Source organism: Nocardia aurea, assembly GCF_003123685.1.
Classification (GTDB): Bacteria; Actinomycetota; Actinomycetes; order Mycobacteriales; family Mycobacteriaceae; genus Nocardia; species Nocardia aurea.
Genome location: NZ_QCYJ01000130.1, coordinates 451,777 through 470,277 on the forward strand (window position 1 = coordinate 451,777; position 18,501 = coordinate 470,277).

General features: G+C 66.7%; 17 protein-coding genes. 10 read left to right on the forward strand and 7 right to left on the reverse strand.

Annotation, left to right across the window (positions count from 1 at the left end):
• Window positions 1-131: 131 nt before the first annotated feature.
• The 6 genes from urtA to DAT37_RS34015 all read left to right on the forward strand — a co-directional run bounded on the left by urtA (window position 132) and on the right by DAT37_RS34015 (window position 6,043).
• On the forward strand, window positions 132-1,370 hold the full coding sequence (gene urtA / locus DAT37_RS33990; RefSeq protein ID WP_109528956.1) for an urea ABC transporter substrate-binding protein: 1,239 nt from the start codon (window positions 132-134) through the stop codon (window positions 1,368-1,370).
• Window positions 1,371-1,689: 319 nt separating this feature from the next.
• Window positions 1,690-2,574 (forward strand): urea ABC transporter permease subunit UrtB, encoded by an 885-nt coding sequence (gene urtB / locus DAT37_RS33995; RefSeq protein WP_109528957.1) that lies wholly within the window; start codon window positions 1,690-1,692, stop codon window positions 2,572-2,574.
• A complete protein-coding gene (gene urtC, locus DAT37_RS34000; protein WP_198654567.1) occupies window positions 2,571-3,773 on the forward strand; it encodes an urea ABC transporter permease subunit UrtC in 1,203 nt (400 codons plus the stop codon). The genes urtB and urtC overlap by 4 nt, the downstream gene beginning before the upstream one ends.
• Entirely contained in the window at window positions 3,770-4,609 is an 840-nt protein-coding gene (gene urtD / locus DAT37_RS34005) for an urea ABC transporter ATP-binding protein UrtD (RefSeq protein ID WP_109528958.1), read from the forward strand. The genes urtC and urtD overlap by 4 nt, the downstream gene beginning before the upstream one ends.
• Window positions 4,602-5,294: an urea ABC transporter ATP-binding subunit UrtE gene (gene urtE / locus DAT37_RS34010; RefSeq protein ID WP_109528959.1), complete on the forward strand. Its 693-nt coding sequence runs from the start codon at window positions 4,602-4,604 to the stop codon at window positions 5,292-5,294. Before urtD ends, urtE begins: the two co-directional genes overlap by 8 nt.
• 11 nt (window positions 5,295-5,305) lie before the next feature.
• Complete coding sequence (locus tag DAT37_RS34015; protein WP_109528960.1) at window positions 5,306-6,043, forward strand: GntR family transcriptional regulator; 738 nt, start codon at window positions 5,306-5,308, stop codon at window positions 6,041-6,043.
• Between the two features lie 31 nt (window positions 6,044-6,074).
• On the opposite strand, the gene DAT37_RS34020 is transcribed toward DAT37_RS34015, so the two are convergent.
• Window positions 6,075-6,956 (reverse strand): nuclease-related domain-containing protein, encoded by an 882-nt coding sequence (locus DAT37_RS34020; RefSeq protein WP_109528961.1) that lies wholly within the window; start codon window positions 6,954-6,956, stop codon window positions 6,075-6,077.
• A 221-nt stretch (window positions 6,957-7,177) separates the two neighbouring features.
• Here DAT37_RS34020 and DAT37_RS34025 point away from each other — a divergent pair, with 221 nt between their 5' ends.
• Window positions 7,178-7,723, forward strand: a complete 546-nt coding sequence (locus tag DAT37_RS34025; protein ID WP_109528962.1) for a carboxymuconolactone decarboxylase family protein — start codon at window positions 7,178-7,180, stop codon at window positions 7,721-7,723.
• An 87-nt stretch (window positions 7,724-7,810) separates the two neighbouring features.
• Here the strand turns inward: DAT37_RS34025 and DAT37_RS34030 are convergent, their stop codons facing one another.
• Window positions 7,811-8,659, reverse strand: a complete 849-nt coding sequence (locus tag DAT37_RS34030) for an SDR family oxidoreductase (protein ID WP_109528963.1) — start codon at window positions 8,657-8,659, stop codon at window positions 7,811-7,813.
• A 96-nt stretch (window positions 8,660-8,755) separates the two neighbouring features.
• On the opposite strand from DAT37_RS34030, the gene DAT37_RS34035 reads away from it, so the two are divergent.
• Both DAT37_RS34035 and DAT37_RS34040 read left to right on the forward strand, forming a co-directional pair.
• Window positions 8,756-9,154 (forward strand): winged helix-turn-helix transcriptional regulator, encoded by a 399-nt coding sequence (locus DAT37_RS34035; protein WP_109528964.1) that lies wholly within the window; start codon window positions 8,756-8,758, stop codon window positions 9,152-9,154.
• Between the two features lie 54 nt (window positions 9,155-9,208).
• The gene (locus DAT37_RS34040; RefSeq protein WP_109528965.1) at window positions 9,209-9,625 is read left to right on the forward strand and encodes a PPOX class F420-dependent oxidoreductase; all 417 of its coding nucleotides are present in this window, start codon (window positions 9,209-9,211) and stop codon (window positions 9,623-9,625) included.
• 3 nt (window positions 9,626-9,628) lie between these two features.
• Here DAT37_RS34040 and DAT37_RS34045 read toward each other — a convergent pair whose 3' ends face one another.
• From DAT37_RS34045 to DAT37_RS34060, 4 genes are all read right to left on the reverse strand, one after another.
• Window positions 9,629-11,332, reverse strand: a complete 1,704-nt coding sequence (locus DAT37_RS34045; protein ID WP_157978831.1) for a cutinase family protein — start codon at window positions 11,330-11,332, stop codon at window positions 9,629-9,631.
• A gap of 855 nt (window positions 11,333-12,187) precedes the next feature.
• On the reverse strand, window positions 12,188-12,895 hold the full coding sequence (locus DAT37_RS34050) for a polysaccharide deacetylase family protein (RefSeq protein ID WP_109528967.1): 708 nt from the start codon (window positions 12,893-12,895) through the stop codon (window positions 12,188-12,190).
• A 100-nt stretch (window positions 12,896-12,995) separates the two neighbouring features.
• Complete coding sequence (lpdA, locus tag DAT37_RS34055; protein WP_109528968.1) at window positions 12,996-14,399, reverse strand: dihydrolipoyl dehydrogenase; 1,404 nt, start codon at window positions 14,397-14,399, stop codon at window positions 12,996-12,998.
• Between the two features lie 77 nt (window positions 14,400-14,476).
• Complete coding sequence (locus tag DAT37_RS34060; RefSeq protein WP_232840165.1) at window positions 14,477-15,454, reverse strand: dipeptidase; 978 nt, start codon at window positions 15,452-15,454, stop codon at window positions 14,477-14,479.
• Window positions 15,455-15,541: 87 nt separating this feature from the next.
• On the opposite strand from DAT37_RS34060, the gene DAT37_RS34065 reads away from it, so the two are divergent.
• Complete coding sequence (locus tag DAT37_RS34065; RefSeq protein ID WP_109529154.1) at window positions 15,542-17,608, forward strand: prolyl oligopeptidase family serine peptidase; 2,067 nt, start codon at window positions 15,542-15,544, stop codon at window positions 17,606-17,608.
• A 22-nt stretch (window positions 17,609-17,630) separates the two neighbouring features.
• On the opposite strand, the gene DAT37_RS34070 is transcribed toward DAT37_RS34065, so the two are convergent.
• On the reverse strand, window positions 17,631-18,491 hold the full coding sequence (locus DAT37_RS34070) for an alpha/beta fold hydrolase (RefSeq protein ID WP_109528970.1): 861 nt from the start codon (window positions 18,489-18,491) through the stop codon (window positions 17,631-17,633).
• Window positions 18,492-18,501 lie beyond the last annotated feature (10 nt).

Sequence of the window (18,501 nt, forward strand, 5' to 3'; positions counted from 1 at the left end):
CCCCGACGTCGCCGAACACCTGATGAGGAGAAGGGTCCCGACCCATGCCAGATTCCCCTGCCGATAATCGGCACAGCTCCGTGTCGGCCGCGCGGTCGCCGTTCGGCGCCACATCGCCGCGCCGAGCACGTATGACCAAGGTCTTGGTCGTGCCGACGGCGCTTGCGCTCGCCGGCCTGTTGCTGACCGCCTGTGGCGCCAAGGACGACGCCTCGACCGAAGGTTCCAACGCCGCTTCTTGCGTCGACACGTCGAAGCCCACGATCAAAGTCGGTTCGCTGCACTCGCTTTCGGGCACGATGGCGATCTCCGAGGTGACCGTCGCCAACTCGACCAAACTCGCGGTCGACCAGATCAACGCCGCCGGTGGGGTTCTCGGCAAGAAGATCGACGTGGTGCTGGAGGACGGCGCCTCGGACCCGAAGACCTTCGCCGAGAAGGCCGAGAAACTGATCAGCTCGGACTGCGTTGCGGCGGTCTTCGGCGGTTGGACCTCCTCGAGCCGTAAGGCCATGAAGCCCAAGTTCGAGAGCCTGAACTCGCTGCTCTACTACCCCGTGCAGTACGAGGGCCTGGAGGACAGCAAGAACATCTTCTACACCGGCGCCACCACCAACCAGCAGATCATTCCGGCGCTGGACTACCTGAAGCAGAAGGGAATCACCTCCCTTTACCTGGTGGGTTCGGACTACGTCTTCCCGCAGACCGCCAACCGCGAGATCAAGGCGTACGCCGCGGCCAACGGTATCGAGATCAAGGGCGAGGACTACACCCCGCTCGGTTCGACCGACTTCTCCACCATCGTGAACAAGGTGCGCACCGCGAAGGCGGGCGCGGTGTTCAACACCCTCAACGGCGACTCCAACGTCGCGTTCTTCCGCGAGTACACCAACGCGGGCCTCAAAGCCGCTGACATGCCGGTTGTCTCGGTGTCCATCGCAGAAGAAGAGGTCGCCGGCATCGGCGCCCAGAACATCGCGGGCCAGCTGACCGCGTGGAACTACTACCAGACCGTCGACTCCCCGCAGAACAAGGCATTCGTCGACGCCTACAAGGCCGCTTTCGGCGCCGACAAGCCGACCTCGGACCCGATGGAGGCCGCCTACGCCTCGGTCTACCTGTGGAAGAACACCGTCGAGAAGGCGAACTCCTTCGCCGTGGCCGATATCCAGGCCGCCGCCGACGGTGTCAGCTTCGACGCCCCCGAGGGCAAAGTCACCATCGACGGCTCCAATCACCACATCACCAAGACCGCCCGCATCGGTGAGATCCGCCCCGACGGCCTCATCTACACGGTCTGGGATTCCGGCAAGCCCATCCAGCCGGACCCGTACCTGAAGTCCTACGAGTGGGCGAAGAACCTCAAGTAGGAAATAGGAGTTCACGGCGGAACGGTCCGGTCACCACACCCCGACCGTTCCGCCGGAACCGCTACACCCCAGCCACACAGCAAAGCCCCCGTCACACCACGCACCACAACGCGTAACCACGACGGACACGGTCCCGGAAAACGGCCCGTCCCCCTCCCGCACCCACGACGCGCGAGCCCGACGAGCGCCGTTCGCGGCCCGTCTCGCGTCCGAGCGGTCGAAGCAATGCGCCGAAGGCGCGAGTCTCGACCGCTCGGACGCGAGACAAAAGGGGGCCGCGAACCCGCGGCCCCCGGGCCGCCAAATTACAGGAGTCCACATGGACGTCGTGATCGGTCAGCTCTTCACTGGTTTGAGCCTCGGATCGATTCTTCTGCTCGCCGCGCTCGGCCTGTCGTTGACCTTCGGTCAGATGGGCGTCATCAATATGGCGCACGGCGAATTCATCATGGCCGGCTGTTACACGACTTACGTTGTGCAGAAGGTGTTCTCGTCAGCGGGTGTTTCTCTGCTGGTCTCCCTGCTGATCGGGTTCCTGGTCGGCGGCGCGTTGGGGGCGGCGCTGGAGATGGGTCTGATCCGCTGGATGTACGACCGTCCGCTCGACACCTTGCTCGTCACCTTCGGTGTCGGGCTGGTTTTGCAGCAGGCTGCGCGCGATATCTTCGGCGCTCCGGCCAAGAACGTGCTCGTTCCCGAATTCCTCAGTGGCGGTGTCACGATCCTTGGCGCCGTCGTGCCGAAGACCAGGATCTTCATTCTCGTTCTCGCGGTGGCGGCGGTGATCGTCTTGGCCATCGCGCTCAAGACCACGCCGCTCGGTCGCCGGATCCGGGCGGTCGTGCAGAACCGTGGGCTCGCCGAAACCAGCGGTGTCTCCAGTCGTTTCACCGATATCAGCACCTTCTTCATCGGTTCGGGTCTTGCGGGTGTCGCCGGTGTCGCGCTGACGTTGATCGGCTCGACGAGCCCGACCATCGGTCAGAGCTACTTGATCGACGCCTTCCTCGTGGTCGTCATCGGCGGCCTCGGACAGATCAAGGGCACCGTGATCGCGGCGTTCGCGCTCGGCCTGCTCAATTCCTTCATCGAGTACTCGACGACCGCCTCGATCGCGAAGGTCATCGTCTTCGTGGTGATCGTCATCTTCCTGCAGGTCCGGCCGCAGGGCCTGTTCACCGTTCGGACCAGGAGCTTGGTATGACCACACTCGGCACTCGGATGCGTGAGCACTCTTCGCTGACCACGCTGGCTGGTTTCGCGATCGCCGCGATCCTGTTGTTCGCGGTGGCGCCCGCGCTGCTCAGCGATTTCCGCCTCAATCTGCTCGCCAAATTCCTCTGTTTCGCGATCGTGGCCGCCGGAATCGGATTGGCTTGGGGCAGAGGCGGAATGCTCACCCTGGGGCAGGGTGTGTTCTTCGGCATCGGCGCCTACATCATGGCCATGCACTTGCAGATGGCGGACGCCACGCGGCTGGGCAACGATGTGCCGGAGTTCATGGAGATCTCCGGTATCCGCGAATTGCCGACGTTCTGGCAGCCTTTCGCGTCCGGTCCGGTCGCGATCCTCGGCATTCTGTTGCTGCCCGCCCTGGTCGCGGCGGTGCTCGGGTACGGCGTGTTCAAGCGCAGGGTCAAGGGCGCGTATTTCGCCATCCTGAGTCAGGCGCTGGCGGCGGCGCTCGCGATTCTGCTCGCCGGTCAGCAGGCCATCGGCGGTTTCACCGGGCTCTCGGATTTCCGGGCGTTCTTCGGCTTCAAGCTGTCGGATCCGGCCAACCGCAAGATGCTGTTCTTCATCGCCGCGGGCACGCTGCTCGTGGTGGTGGCGCTGGTGCGTCAGCTGATGCGCAGCCGCTACGGCGAACTGCTCGTCGCGGTGCGCGACCAGGAGGAACGGGTCCGTTTCCTCGGTTACGACCCGGCCAATGTCAAGATCGTCGCCTACGTGGTCGCCGCGTTCTTCGCGGGTATCGCCGGGGCGCTGTTCACCCCGATCGTCGGCATCATCTCCCCCGCCGACATCGGTGTCGTGCCGTCTATCGCCTTCCTGATCGGCGTCGCGATCGGCGGCCGGACCACGCTGCTCGGCCCGGTGCTCGGCGCGATCGGCGTGGCGTGGGCGCAGACCGCGTTCTCCGAACAGTTCCCCTCGGGCTGGACCTATCTGCAAGGTGTGCTGTTCATCGTGGTCGTCGGCTTCATCCCGGCGGGTCTGGCGGGCGTGTGGCCGATGCTCAAGGGCGCCTACGACGCCAGGTTCGGCAAGACGGTCGAACCGGAGAAGTCCGCGAAAGCCGAAGAGTCCGAACCGGAAGCGGAGGAACCCGTGGCGAAGTCGGAGCCGGAATCCGACACCGACGACGCGCAGGCCGCCGAGGAGAAAGTGCAATCGCGATGACAACGACAACCCACGAACCGAAGTCCGGCGGAAACGCGGGCATGGACAGCGAATATCTCGAAGTTCGCGGTCTCTCGGTCAGTTTCGACGGGTTCAAGGCCGTCACCGACGTCGACATCACGGTGTTGCAGGGCGATCTCCGATTCCTGATCGGACCCAACGGCGCGGGAAAGACCACGCTGATCGACGCGATCACCGGCCTGGTCCCGGCGACCGGTTCGGCCACGAAATCGGGTTCGCAACTGGTCGGGAAGAAGGTCCACCAGATCGCCAGGCTCGGCGTCGGGCGGACCTTCCAGACCGCGAGCGTCTTCGAGCAGCTCTCGGTGCTACAGAACCTCGACATCGCCGCGGGCGCGAAGCGTTCGGCGCTGACCATGCTGCGTCGCCGCCGATCGGTGCTGCCGGGTATCGACGAGGCGCTCGAGATCACCGGCCTCGGCGCCTTGCGCGACAAACCCGCGGGTGTGCTCGCGCACGGCCAGAAGCAGTGGCTGGAGATCGGCATGCTGCTGGTGCAGAACGCGTCGGTGCTGCTGCTCGACGAACCGGTGGCGGGTATGAGCGCCGAGGAGCGCGAGGAGACCGGAAATCTGTTGCGCCGCATCGGCGGTGAGCGGGTGGTCGTCGTGGTCGAACACGATATGGATTTCATGCGCGCGTTCGCGACATCGGTGACGGTGCTGGCGGGCGGCAAAGTGCTCAGCGAGGGCACCGTCGAACAGGTGCAGGCCGATCCCAAGGTGCAGGAGGTCTACCTCGGCACCGCGGCGGCCATCGGCACCGACCTCGAGGACGAGTCGACCGTGCAGAGCAAGGAGGCAGCTGATGCTTGAACTCATCGATATCCACTCCGGATACGGCCGCACCGAGGTGATCCACGGTGTCACCGTGACAGTCCCCGACGACAGCGTGGTCGCCGTCATGGGCCACAACGGCGCGGGCAAGACCACATTGCTGCGCACCGCCGTCGGCCTGATCGGCACCAAATCCGGGCAGATCAAATTCGATGGTGAGGTCATCACCAAGATGCCGCCGTCGAAACGGGTCAAACGCGGAATCGCCTACGTGCCGCAGGGGCAGCAGAGTTTTCCACAGCTGACCACAGCCGAGAATTTGCAGGTGGTGGCCGACGGGCGTAAACGCGGCAAGGAACTGATCGCCGAATCGCTGGATCTGTTCCCCGCGCTGCGCGAACTGCTCACCCGCAAGGCCGGGTTGCTCTCCGGTGGTCAGCGCCAGCAGTTGGCGATCGCGCGGGCGCTGATCACCGAACCGAAACTGCTCATCCTCGATGAACCGACCGAGGGCATCCAGCCCTCGGTGGTGGCCGAGATCGAGCACACCATCATCGATCTCACCCAGCGCGGCGGTCTGAGCGTGCTGCTCGTCGAACAGCACATCGGCTTCGCTCTCCAGGCGGCGCAGAGCTATTACGTGCTGCAATCCGGGCGGGTGACCTCCACCGGTGCGGGCGGCGCGGGCGCGGAGACCGACGTGCGCTCGGCGATGGCGATCTGAGCAGGGCCGCCATGCCTCGCAAGGGGCGGGTTCCGTTGAGCGAGCGGGTGTATCACTCGCTACGTCACGATCTCGCCGTGGGAGCGATCGTCGCGACCGAACGGCTCGGTGAAGAACGTCTGGCCGAAACCTACGGTGTCTCGCGCACTCCGGTGCGCGAGGCGCTGGCCAGGTTGCAGGCCGATGGTCTGGTCGAGCGCCACGCCGACGGCCTCTACCCGTACCGTCCACGTCTGGAAGAACTCGACAATCTCTACGAGTTGCGAATCGTGCTGGAACAACGGGGAATTCAACGGATTCTCGACACCGTGAGCGGATCTTCCGCTTCGGCGATCCCGACCGCCGAACCGAATTCCCCGGCGCACGATCTCACCTCGGTACGCGCCGAACTCGAGCGGTGGCGTGAATTGCGCGACGCCCCACCGGAACCGGGGCCCGCGCTGGTCGCCGCCGACGAGCAGTTCCATCTCACCCTGCTGTCCGCGGCGGGCAATACCGCACTCGCCGAGGCTCTGACCGCGGTCTACGTCCGGGTGCGGCCGCTGCGCACCCTCGATCTGCCGACGCCGGAGCGCATCGCGATCATGGCCGCCGAGCACATCTCCGTCGCCGAGCAATTGCTCTCGGGTGATCCGAGCACCGCGTTGCGCACACTCATCGCGCATATCGATTCGTCACGGACCCACGTGCTCGCGCGGGCCCAGCAGGCGATGCGGCTCACCAAACTCGGTCAGGCCATGCGGGACTGAACGCGCAGGCGGCGCGTCCGGCCGGAACCGGTCAGCAGTCGGCCTGGAACGGCATGCAATTCCTCGGGGTACGCGCCGGGGGGCTCGGCTCGACCGTCGAGGTCTGTTCGACCGCCGATTCCGGGCCCTCGGTGTCGTGCACCCACGCGCTCACCACCACACCCAAAACCGCGAGCACGCCCACCACCGCGACGGCGACGATCACCCAGGCGCCCACCGACTGCGGCGCGCTGGACCGCCTGGGCGCCGGCCTGGGTTTGGGGGGCCGAGTGTGCGGTAGCGCGGTAGCGCGGACGGACGGCGCGTTGGCGGCGAACCCGTCGGCGATGAGTTCCGCGCGCGACGGCCCGTTCTCCGTGCCGAGCGCCCGTACCGCCGCGCCCACCCGGTCGGCGGTCCAATCGCGGGCCGCCGCCGAGAAACCCTCGATGTAGATCCGCAGTTCGGTGGCGTCGGGCACATTCGCGACGACCACGTCGAGTCCGGGGCGCAGATTGGTGCGCGCGGGCCGGACCACCACACCGCGCGGCGGAACGAGTGCCACGACACCGCAGACGTGCCCCGGATCGAGCAGCGCGCGCTCCAGTTTCTTGCGCACGGCGTAGACGGCCTGTTCGAGCTGGTCGGACGGGCCGGTGCCGCTCGGGTCGTCCAGTTCGATCGGCGCCTCGCTGATCTTCCACGCACCGTCGACGATGGTGAAGATGCCGCCCTGACGACGCTGGAAACCCTTGACCGCGACCACCGTGATGCCGCGCGGCGTGAACAGCACCGCATCGATCCTGCGGGTGCCGTTCGCACCGACGTGCAGGTCGACGGCCGCGAGGCAGGTGATGGGGAACGACTTCAGGCAGTCGACGAATTCCTTTTCGGCGCCGGAGAGCTCGGCTCCCTGCCTGACCTTCACCAGCATCGCGTTCCCCTGCCCACCTGATCCGGACCACGGCACGGAGCCGTCTGTGTGAGCGCGGTGCACCGAACCGCTACTGATGATGCATCCCCGGCCGCCCGAAAACCACCGGAAGATCGAAAAGGCCGGTTCGCTACGCTCACAGACAGCCCGGTCCGGCGGTATCGCCGGACCCGAATCTCTATTCGCGCGGCATCGGCCGCGCAGGACGGGAAGGCGCACGCATGGTTTCGACGTCGCAACCACGTATCTCGCCCGGACGGCTCCGCGAACTCGGACCGATCAACTGGGTTGTCTGGCAGGTGCTTTCCCGTGCCGCGGGCACCGCCGACGCACACCTGTTCAGCACCCTCGGCCGCACCGGCGGCCTCTTCCGCGGCTGGCTGCACTATTCGGGCAAACTCATGCCGGGCGGGCGGTTGACCCGACACGAATCCGAACTCGTCATCCTGCGGGTGGCCCACCTGCGCCGATGCGATTACGAGACCGATCATCACATCCGCCTCGGCAGGCGCGCCGGGGTCACCCACGACATCCTGGAACGATTGCGGACCGGCCCCGACGCACCGGAATGGTCACCCGCGCACCGCGCCCTGCTCACCGCCGTCGACCGGATCGTCACCACCCGCGATATCGACGACGCCGCGTGGTCCGAACTCGCCGCCTATTACGACGAGCGCCGCCTCATCGAAATCGTGCTGCTCGCCAATCAGTACGAGGGCCTGGCATCCACCATCACCGCGCTGCGCATCCAGCGCGACGGGGTGTAGGGCGACGGGGTGTAGGGCGACGGGGTGTAGGGCGACGGGGTGTAGGGCGACGGGGTGTAGGGCGACGGGTTTCCTCGACCGTTCGAATCAGGCGAGCGCGGCGCGGAAGACCTCGGCGGCGGGCGTCGAGGATCGGCCGATGAGTTTGCGCAGGTCGCCCGGGTCGACGTCGAGCAGTCCGGCGGCGACTCCGGCGTCGGCGTCGGCGAGCGCCTCGGCGTACCGGTCGGGCAGGCCCGCGGCGCTCAACGCGGTGGCATAGTCGGCCGTCGGCAGGTTCTCGTAGCGCACCGATGTGCCGGATACCCGCGAAATTAATTCTGCCAGTTGGTCATAGGTGAGCGGTTCGTCGCCACCGAGTTCGTATACCGCGCCCGCGTGGCCGTCGGTGGTGAGTACCCGGGCCGCCGCCTCGGCGTAGTCGGCGCGCGAAGCGGCCGCGACTCGGCCGGTGCCCGCCGCACCGTGCAGCACACCGGTCTCGACCGTGTGCGCGAGTCCGCCGAGGTAGTTCTCCCAGTACCAGCCGTTGCGCAGAAGTGTGTGCGGGACGGTCGATTCGGCCAGGACCGCCTCGGTCCCCCGATGCTCCTGCGCCAGGATCAGCGGATTGTCGTCGGCCTTCGGAATGCTGGTGTAGGCGAGCAATCGGACGCCCGCGCGTTCGGCGGCGCGAATGACATCGGTGTGCTGGGCGACCCGCGCGCCGAATTCGTTGCCCGAGATCAGCAGCAGCCTGTCGACGCCGGTCAGGGCGTCGTCCAGCGCTCGGGGATCGGCGTAATCGGCGCGACGCACATCGACGCCCCGCTCGGCGAGATCGGCGATCTTGTCCGGATCGCGCACGATCGCCACGGGGGTCACTCCGTCGCGCAGCAGCGCCTCCACGACGAGTCGTCCCAGATGTCCGCTGGCTCCGGTCACGGCGATGGTCATCGTTACCTCCGACTGATGTCAAACTGACAAGTACTAACTATTAGTAAGCACTATGCATTCTGCAATCCCCCGGGTCAAGTCGGTTAACATCGAGGCATGGACTCCCAGTTCGGTGCGGCGGCCGAGAGCGTCGACCCCACGCTGGAGGCCGATGTCTTCGTCAAGAACTGCACGTCACGCCCGGTATTGCAGAATGTGGCCGGACGCTGGGGCACCCTGGCCCTTGTCGCGCTGCGCGCGGGCCCCATCCGGTTCAGCGCACTGCGCCGACGGGTGGACGGCGTGAGCGAACGCATGCTCTCCCAGACCCTCCAGGCGCTGGAACGCGACGGCATGGTGCACCGCGAAGTGCACGAGACCATTCCGCCGAAGGTCGAGTACACCCTGACCGAACTCGGCGCCCAGGTCGCCGAGCATCTGGAGACGCTGATCCACTTGATCGAGGCGAATATGCCCACGATTCACCAGGCTCAGGCGTCCTACCGCCGCGACTGACCGGGCCTGCGCGGGCGTGGGAAGGCGGCTCGGCGGTGCGCGGTTGCACAGGGTATGGAACTTTCGACCGCCCTCGATTTCGCAGGCGCCACCAACCGCTCGGTGCTGACGACCATCCGCCGCAACGGTCGCCCACAGCTCTCCAATGTGCTGCACATCATCGGCGACGACGGCATCATCCGGATATCCATCACCGCCGATCGCGCCAAGTATCACAATCTGCGCCGCGACCCGTGGGCGGCGATCCACGTCACCCGCGAGGATTTCTTCGCCTACGCCGTCGTGGAGGGCACCGTGGAACTCACCCCGGTCGCCGAATCACCCGACGACCCCGCCGTCGACGAACTGGTCGCCTATTACCGTCAGGCCTCCGGCGAACATCCCGACTGGCCCGACTACCGCAGAGCCATGGTCGATGACCGCCGCGTTCTGGCCCGTCTCACCCCGACCAATGCCTACGGCATGTTCTGAGCCTCACCCTTCGCGTTCCCGAGCGCCGGGCCGCCGAGAAATCCCGTGGCGGTTCGGCGAGGGAACCCGGATTCGGCGGGCGACGAGCACGGCGACGCTCAGCACCAGCAGGAATCCGAGCAGGGAGATGGTGGTCGCGGTGCGCGTCGGCGCGGTGACGAACGAGGACCGAAGTCGCGGATCGGCGGCGACCACCGTCTCGGCCGCCGGCGGCAGTAAAACCTCGGATGCCGACGCGATCGCCGGAACGGGCGAAACGGCGGTGGGCGAAAGTATTTCGGACGGCGGGATCTCCGGAACCCGATTGACGGCGAGGTCCTCCGCGACGGCGGTGAACCAGTCCAGGACGAGTCCGGTGGCCGACTGCCCGTCGGCGGCATAGCTCGCGATCGAGTATTCCCCGTGGCGACGGACCGTGTCCGTGTACCGCAGCCAGGTGAGGGGATCGAGCAACTCGGCGTTGTCGACGCTCAGGTGGCCGAGCGCGTTGAAGGTTTTGGCGATCAGGTTGAAGGCCGTGCGGCGCGGCAACGGACGACGGGCGGCGGTGACGAGCGCGGTGGTGGCGCGTTCCAGCCCGGTGAGCGGATCGGGGGCCGTCGCGATCCCGGCGACCTCGGCCGGGGTGAACGCGACGCCGATGATCGCGACCAGGGTGTTGAGCGCGCTCGTACCCAGTTTCAGCAGCGCCTGCCGCGCTTGGGCGTCGTCGTCGGCACGCGGGTCGGCGGCCTCGGCGAGCCGGACACTGAGCGGAGCCTCGGGTGTCAGCGACAGCGTTCCGAGCGAATAGCCACGCAGGTCGTGGTTCACCACGGCGGTCGCTGTTCTGGCGACGGTGCCCGCGAGCGCGTCCGAGATCGAGGTCAGCGCGGCGACCGGATCCGACGGCAGGAGTTCGGCCTGTCCGAGAATGTCGACGATCATGTGCAGCAGCGGGGCGCCCGCAGGCGCGTCGCAGGCGAGATCTCCCGGCAGGCACAGCGATGCCACCCGGCCGGTGAGGCCGCCGAAATCCTCGGCGATATCGCGCACGGGGCCGATACCGCCGCCGGTCACCGACCGCTGGGAGAAGGCCGGGAGGGTATTCAGTTCCGCGCCAGTCGTTCCCGGCGCGGGCGCGGGGCGACCGCCGTCCGGCAGACCGGGGATTATCGCGGCTCCGGGAGCGCGGGTCGGGTCGGCCAGCAGCGCGACCGCGGCGACACGGTCGGCGGGCACCGCGCTCGCGCCTCGGCCGACTTCACTCGCGAACATCGAAACCACGTGCGCGCCTTGCGAATAGCCGATCAAGCCGAGCTGGGATCCGGGGCAGCGGTCGACGACGGACTCGGCCATCGCCCGCAACTGCCGCAGGCCTTCGTTCGCCGAATCGGAATAGGTCGTCGAAGTGCCGGGGAACGCGCCGCCGAATCCGGCCGAGTACGGAACGTAGGCCCGCCCGGCCACGCGGCCGTCGCCCAACCGCGCGAGCGGCGCCAGCACCGTGGCCAGCAGACCGGAATCCACGGCGAGGGGCGAGTCCGGCGACGACTGGCCGGTCCCCTGCACGCCGAGTACGAAGAATCCGGGACAGTCGGGACCGGACACCGCCGCGAGACCGTCGTCACCGGCCGCTGTCGCGGGATATCCGATCGCGATCGTCACGGTCACCGCGAGAACGAGGGCGCGCGCGGACCGCGTCACCGGCCAAGGGGCGGACTTCATCCGTACCTCCGAGTTCGACGGCGTGCACGAGCAACGGCATTCACGAGAGGCGGCGATCATGCGAGGTGCGGATGCGAGATCCGCCGAACGACCGACGGCCGGGACGGGCGCGCGCTACGGAACGAGAAGTCCGATCAGGAGATCCAGTACCGTGCCGACGATCTGACCCACCACGCTCAACAGCATTGTCGATTCCTTTCACCGCGATGCCCGCCTCGGTCGCCATCACGGGGATGGATCGAGGCGGGCACGCGTCAGTTCGGATCGCGGGTTCGTTCGCCGCGAAGCGCGAAGATCAGAACAGCGCGCCGCCGAGGCCGGTGATCACACCCGCGAGGCTGGACACGACGTTGCCGACCAGATCCAGCAGACCACTGAGCAGACCCATTCTTCGTCCTCTTTCCTGGAATTCGATGTGTCGCCCGGACAACGGTCCGGACGTCCTGAGTGCGCCCGCGCATCGCGTACGGCCGATCGCGCCGCGGGCAGTGGATTTCGTGCCGAAAGGCACAACCACTCCGTATTCGGCACGGTCGAGCAGACGGATGGCTACTGTCCGTAAATCGGTGCGGACCGAATTTTTCACGTCCGGTTTCCGCTGCTCAGCGGACCGGACAGCGCCCTGCCGCACGGCTTTTCAGCGACGGACAGACGGTGCCGGAAACGTCAGCGACGCGATAACTACACTGATCAGACATGCTTTACCCGCTGCGAACCGACCTCAAACGCGATTCCGGTCGGCCGAGTGAACATTGCGAAACCGCCCGTCGCCACGGTGCCGGGAAGGCCGGAGATCACCGGCGCACGAACGGATCCGGCTACGAACACGCAACTCTCGGTGACGGGCCGGCGCGCTCAGCGTGTCAACAGATCCGACACCGTGACGAACCGATAACCCGCCGACCGTAGTTCGGCGACGATCCGGGGAACAGCGGCCAGGGCGGCTGCGCCGGACTCGTACATGACGTGCAACAGGATGATCGAGCCGGGCCGGACGTTCGCGACGGTTTCGGCGACGATCTCCTCGGTGCTCGCCTCCTTGCCGGAATCCGGCTCCACATCCCACATCACGGTCGTCCGGTCGTGGTCGGACAGATATCTCGGCAGGCCCCACAGTTTCTTGCCGTACGGCGGACGGAAGGTCACCTGGCCCGGGTAGCCGGTTCTCGCGATCTCCGCGTCGGTGTCCTCGATCTCGGCGCGGACGGTGTCGGCCGAGACGAAGACCATCCGGCGATGGTTGTAGGTGTGGTTGCCGATCTCGTGGCCCGCCTCGGCGATGGCACGGCCCGCGTCGGGGCGCGCGGCGAGATCGCGGCCGTTGAGATAGAAGGTGGCCGGAATTCCGGCATCCGACAGCGCTTTCAGCACCTCGGGAGTTTTCGCGGACGGGCCGTCGTCGAGGGTCAGCGCCACCACCTTCTCGGTCGTGTCGACCCGATCGACCAGACGGCCCGCCGCCTGCCAGGTGCGCGAATTCATCAGCGAATAGCCGCCGAACGCCGTCGCCACCAGGACGACGAGCGCGAGCGCGACGCCGATCATCATCCGCTTTCGAGACATCCCTCGTGTCTAGCAGTCCGACGGCGCGCGACCGACGGGAACAGACGAACGGCGGCACCCGGTCGGTGGACCGGATACCGCCGTTCGGGCGGAGCCGCGATCAGAAGTTGATCATGTGCCCGGCGAGGCCGTGGATCGCCTCCTGGAGGGCTTCGCTCAGCGTCGGGTGGGTGTGCACGTTTCGGGTCAGCTCGTTGACCGTGAGATCCCACTTCTGGGCCAGGGTCAGCTCGGGCAGCAGCTCGGAGACGTCCGGGCCGATGAGGTGGCCGCCGAGCAGTTCGCCGTACTTGTTGTCGGAGATCAGCTTGACGAAACCGGTCGGGTCGCCGAGGCCGTGCGCCTTGCCGTTGGCGGTGAACGGGAACGTCGCGACGTTCACGTCGTAGCCCTCGTCGCGGGCCTGCGCTTCGGTGAGTCCGAAGCTGGCGACCTGCGGCTGACAGAAGGTGGCGCGCGGCATCATCCGGTAGTCGCCGAGGGTGACGGTGGGAGCGCCGGCGATGGTTTCCGCGGCGACGACGCCCTGGGCCTCCGCGACGTGCGCGAGCTGGAGCTTGGCGGTGACGTCACCGATCGCGTAGATATTGCCCACATTGGTGCGCATATTGTCGTCGATCGCGATGGCGCCGCGGTCGGTCAGCGCGACGCCGGTGTTCTCCAGGCCGTAGCCCTCGACCCGCGGCGCGAAGCCGACGGCCTGCAACACCTTGTCGACGGTGACGGTCTCGACATTGCCGGACTTGTTGTCCTTGATCGCGACGGTGACCTTCGAGCCGTCGTCGTCGATCGACTGCACGGCCGCACCGGTGGTGATGGTGACACCGAGCTTCTTGTACTGCTTGGTGATCTCCTTGGAGACGTCGACGTCCTCGTTCGGCAGCGCCCGGTCGAGGAATTCCACGATGCGCACGTCGACGCCGTAGTTCTTCAGGACGTAGGCGAACTCCATGCCGATCGCGCCAGCGCCCACGATGAGGATCGAGCCGGGCAGGTCGCGGGTGAGGATCTGCTCCTCGTAGGTCACCACGTTGGCGCTGAGTGAGGTGCCGGGCAGCAGTTTGGTGACGGTGCCGGTCGCGATGATCACGTTGTCGAACGTGATGGTCTCGGTGCCGCCCTTGCTGAGCTCGACCGAGATCGTGTTCGCGTCGGTGAAGGTGCCCTTCCCGTCGAACTCCTCGATCTTGTTCTTCTTCATCAGGAAGTGGACGCCCTTGACGCGGCCGTCCGCGACCTTGCGGCTGCGGTCGAACGCGACGCCGAAGTCGAAACTCGCCTCACCGGAGATACCGAAGGTCTTGGCCTCCTTGGTGAAGATATGGGCCAGCTCGGCGTTGCGGAGCAGCGCCTTCGACGGGATGCAGCCCACGTTCAGGCACACACCGCCCCAGTATTTCTGCTCGACAATCGCTGTTCGCAGGCCGAGTTGAGCGGCGCGGATCGCGGCGACGTAACCGCCGGGACCAGCACCGAGAACGACGACATCGTAGTGGGAAGTCACGACAACGAGCCTAACTCCGTCACATGAACTTCACCGAGCGTGCCCCCGCAATGGTGAGCACGCGCGGCGCGTACCGCTCAGTCGCGCCACACCCGCGCGGCCACCCGGGAGAAATTCCCGCCGAAGACCTTCGCCCGGTCGGCCGCGTCGAATCCGCGTTCGGCCAGCAGTTCGTCCAGGCCGGGCACGCCGCCCGTGCCGAGCAGATCCTCGGGCGGCACCCATTGCAGCGGGCCGAACCGGGTGTAGTCCTCGGAGAAATTCTGCGGGTTGGCCCTGATCTCGGCATTGAAGTCGTCGGCGTCGAACGAGTAGTCCGACCCGATCCCGATATGGTCGATTCCCACCAGGTCAGCGCCGTATTCGATATGCCGCGCCATCGCCGCGACCCGGGCCGCCCGGTCGGATTCGGCATTGTGGCCGAGAAATATCCCGACGCCGTTGATCCCGATCACACCGCCGGTCCGCGCGCAGGCCAGCGCCTGTTCGTCGGTGATATTGCGGGGGTGCGGCCACAACGCGGCGAAATTCGAATGGCTGTAGATCATCGGCACGGTGGTGAGTTCGGCCATATCCAGGCCGCTGTGCCGCGAACAGTGCGATCCGTCCACGAACATGCCGACGTCGTTGAGGGTGCGGACCAGGTCGCGGCCGTAGCCGGTCAGCCCGGTGTCGTCGGTGTCGAGACAACCGCAACCCGCCGCGTTGGCGTGGTTGTAGGTGGCGGCGAGCGAGCGCACGCCGAGTTCGTAGAACATCGCCACATTGTCGAGATTTCCGCCCAGCGGACCGGAATCCTCCAGGTCGAAAGCCAGCGCCAGCGCACCGGCGGATTCGGCGATATCGGAATGGCGGCGCACCAGCCGGAAGCGGTCGTCGACGAGCGCTTCCGCGCGGAAGAGGCGCACCATCGACAACGCGTCGGCGGTGGTTTGCGGGGCGTATCCCACATTCACCGACAGATACGAACCCGCCGGATAACGCGCGAGATCGGCGATCCGTGCCGAGAGCGACATCGGTAGGCAGCAATGCTGTTCCCACAGGAATGCGGGCACGGTCGGCTCCTGTTCGATCGGATCGGAAATCCGATCCTACGGAGCACCGGCACCGCGTCCGTGTCGACTCTCGGCCAGAATGTCGACATGACAGAGCCGAATGCGACCGACCCGTACCTCTGGCTGGAACAGGTGACCGACGAGCGTGCCCTCGACTGGGCGCGCGCGCACAACGAGGTGGTGGTGACGCAGTTCGCCGGATCGGACCGGTTCGGCGAACTGGAACGCCGGATCCTGGACATGCTCGACACCGATACCAAGATCGCGTACCCGGCCCGGCGCGGGCGTTGGCTCTACAACTTCTGGCGCGACGCCGACCATCCGCGCGGTCTGTGGCGGCGCACCTCCTTCGAGGAGTACGCGAAGCGGTCGCCGCGGTGGGATGTCCTCATCGACGTGGACGCGCTCGCGGAGGCCGAGTCGGAGAACTGGGTGTGGGGCGGCGCCGCGGTGTTGCGGCCCGAGCAGTCGCGTGCGCTCATCAGCCTGTCGCGGGGCGGGGCCGACGCCAAGGTGGTCCGGGAATTCGATATGGAACGGCTCGCGTTCATCGACAAGGCGGACGGCGGTTTCGAACTACCGGAGGCCAAATCGGAACTACGTTGGATCGATATCGATTCGGTGTATGTCGGCACCGATTTCGGACCGGGATCGCTGACCGACTCCGGTTACCCCCGGATCGCCAAGCGCTGGCGTCGCGGGACCGCATTGGATTCGGCGGAAACGATTTTCGAGGGCGAACCGGGCGATGTCGCGGTGTCGGCCGGATACGACAGGACGCCGGGTTACGAGCGGCACTACGTCGGGCGCGCCACCGATTTCTTCAACGAGGAGGTCTATCTCGTCGAGGAGGACGGCACGCTGCGCCTGCTCGACATCCCGACCGACGCGAGCGAATCCTGGTACAAGGACTGGCTGCTGATCCGGCTGAAATCGCCGTGGGAGATCGCCGACCGGACCTACCCCGCGGGCGCGCTGCTCGCCACCGATTTCGAGCGATTCCTCTCCGGTGAAAGGGATTTCGACATCGTCTTCACCCCGGACGCGCATACCTCGCTGCACGGCTACGGCTGGACCGAGAATCATCTGATGCTCATCACCCTCGAGGATGTGCAGACCAAACTCTATGTCGTGACCCCGTCCGCCGACGGCTGGCTGCGCGAGCCGCTGGCCGACACCCCGCCGATGGCGACCACCAGCGTGATGAATCTCGATCCGCTCGAGAGCGGCGACGAATTCATGCTCACCACAAGCGGATTCACCAATCCGGCGACGCTGCTCTCCAGTGCCGTCGGTGGCGAGACCCGGCTGCTCAAACAGGAACCAGGCTTCTTCGACGCGTCCGGGATCGAGACCGAGCAGTTCTTCGCCCGCTCCGACGACGGAACGATGGTGCCGTACTTCGTGATCCGGCACCGGGATCTGCGCGGCACGCCGGGTCCGACGATCATGTCCGGCTACGGCGGCTTCGAGGTCTCGCGCACGCCCGCCTACAGCGGCGCGTCCGGTATGGGCTGGCTCGAACGCGGCGGCACCTGGGTGACGACCAATATCCGCGGTGGCGGCGAATACGGCCCGCAGTGGCACACCTCGGTGCAGAAGGCCAACCGGCACAAGGTGTACGAGGATTTCTCCTCGATCGCCGCGGATCTGGTCACCCGAGGAATCACCACCCCCGAGCAACTCGGCGCGGTCGGCGGCAGTAACGGCGGACTGCTCATGGGTGTCATGCTGACCCGCTATCCGCACCTGTTCGGCGCGATCGTCTGCCAGGTGCCGCTGCTGGACATGAAGCGCTACCACCTGCTGCTCGCGGGGGCGTCGTGGGTGGCCGAATACGGCGATCCCGACAAGCCGGAGGAATGGAAGTACATCGCCGAATACTCGCCGTACCAGAACGTTCGCGGCGACGCGAAATACCCGCCGATCCTGATCACCACCTCCACCCGCGACGATCGCGTGCATCCCGGCCATGCCCGCAAGATGACCGCGCTGCTGGAGGAACTGGGCCATACCGTCTGGTACCACGAGAATATCGAGGGCGGCCACGGCGGCGCGGCGGACAACAAGCAGTCTGCTTTCCAGGCGGGCCTGATCTACGAGTTCTTCACCCAGCAACTGACCGGAGGCGGTGCCACCGACCCAACGGCCTGAACGGCCCGCGCGGCCGCTGTGCTCAGCGGTCGCGCAACCACTTCTCGATCCGGTCGACGGTGGAATCCGGGTCGGGTATCCAGCCGTTGTGGCCGAGCCGCTGCGGCTGGTGCCAGGTGCTGATCTCCGCGTTCGGCAGTTTCGCCAGCAGGTGTTCGGCCGAGCGCGGCGGTGTCAGATCGTCACCGGTCATGGTGATGGACAGGACGGGCAGTTTCAGGCGCGCGATCCGCTCCTCGTAGTCCATATCCGCGCCGACCGGGACGAAGCGGCCGGTGCGGGCCAGCCGCGCCCAATCCGAGATCAGCACCTTGGACTGAGGACCGAAGCCGCCCACCGTGATTCGATCGCCCGGCCAGAAACCCGCGAGGTTGGCCGTCAGCGCCGCCGCCGTGGTGCCGACGAGCATCCCCGGCCCGAAGACACCCGGGTAGCCCCGGTAATACGGTGTCCCCGAGGCGATGAGCACGAGCCCGCCGAGCCTGCCTCGGATCCGCGAGGCGTACATGACGGCCAGTTGACCGCCCATGCTGTGTCCGAGCAGGTACGGGGTGCTCGACGGGAACCGGGCGCGCACCACCTCGAATATCGCCGGGAAATCGACCGAGACCAGTTCGTGGTAGCCGTAGGCGCTGGACGGATTCGGCTTCGGCCTGCTGTCGCCGTTACCGCGCAATTCCCCGATCGCGACGTCGAAACCGCGGTTGGCGAGATGGCGGCCGAAGGTCTCGTAGTACGCGCCGGGGACACCGAGGCCGGGCACGACGACGACCACCGGCCGTGGCGCGTCCGGCGTCACCGGATGACGGTGCGCACCCCCCGCGGGCAGTAACCGCACCGGGATCGTGCTGCCGTCCGGCACCTGGATCGGAACAGTCTCCATGCGGCGTCAC

Bases quoted from the DNA above. Each gene is read 5' to 3' on its own strand.
- urtA (WP_109528956.1), top strand. From the start codon at position 132: ATGACCAAGGTCTTGGTCGTGCCGACGGCGCTTGCGCTCGCCGGCCTG.
- urtB (WP_109528957.1), top strand. From the start codon at position 1,690: ATGGACGTCGTGATCGGTCAGCTCTTCACTGGTTTGAGCCTCGGATCG.
- urtC (WP_198654567.1), top strand. From the start codon at position 2,571: ATGACCACACTCGGCACTCGGATGCGTGAGCACTCTTCGCTGACCACG.
- urtD (WP_109528958.1), top strand. From the start codon at position 3,770: ATGACAACGACAACCCACGAACCGAAGTCCGGCGGAAACGCGGGCATG.
- urtE (WP_109528959.1), top strand. From the start codon at position 4,602: ATGCTTGAACTCATCGATATCCACTCCGGATACGGCCGCACCGAGGTG.
- DAT37_RS34015 (WP_109528960.1), top strand. From the start codon at position 5,306: ATGCCTCGCAAGGGGCGGGTTCCGTTGAGCGAGCGGGTGTATCACTCG.
- DAT37_RS34020 (WP_109528961.1), bottom strand. From the start codon at position 6,956: ATGCTGGTGAAGGTCAGGCAGGGAGCCGAGCTCTCCGGCGCCGAAAAG.
- DAT37_RS34025 (WP_109528962.1), top strand. From the start codon at position 7,178: ATGGTTTCGACGTCGCAACCACGTATCTCGCCCGGACGGCTCCGCGAA.
- DAT37_RS34030 (WP_109528963.1), bottom strand. From the start codon at position 8,659: ATGACCATCGCCGTGACCGGAGCCAGCGGACATCTGGGACGACTCGTC.
- DAT37_RS34035 (WP_109528964.1), top strand. From the start codon at position 8,756: ATGGACTCCCAGTTCGGTGCGGCGGCCGAGAGCGTCGACCCCACGCTG.
- DAT37_RS34040 (WP_109528965.1), top strand. From the start codon at position 9,209: ATGGAACTTTCGACCGCCCTCGATTTCGCAGGCGCCACCAACCGCTCG.
- DAT37_RS34045 (WP_157978831.1), bottom strand. From the start codon at position 11,332: ATGAAGTCCGCCCCTTGGCCGGTGACGCGGTCCGCGCGCGCCCTCGTT.
- DAT37_RS34050 (WP_109528967.1), bottom strand. From the start codon at position 12,895: ATGTCTCGAAAGCGGATGATGATCGGCGTCGCGCTCGCGCTCGTCGTC.
- DAT37_RS34065 (WP_109529154.1), top strand. From the start codon at position 15,542: ATGACAGAGCCGAATGCGACCGACCCGTACCTCTGGCTGGAACAGGTG.
- DAT37_RS34070 (WP_109528970.1), bottom strand. From the start codon at position 18,491: ATGGAGACTGTTCCGATCCAGGTGCCGGACGGCAGCACGATCCCGGTG.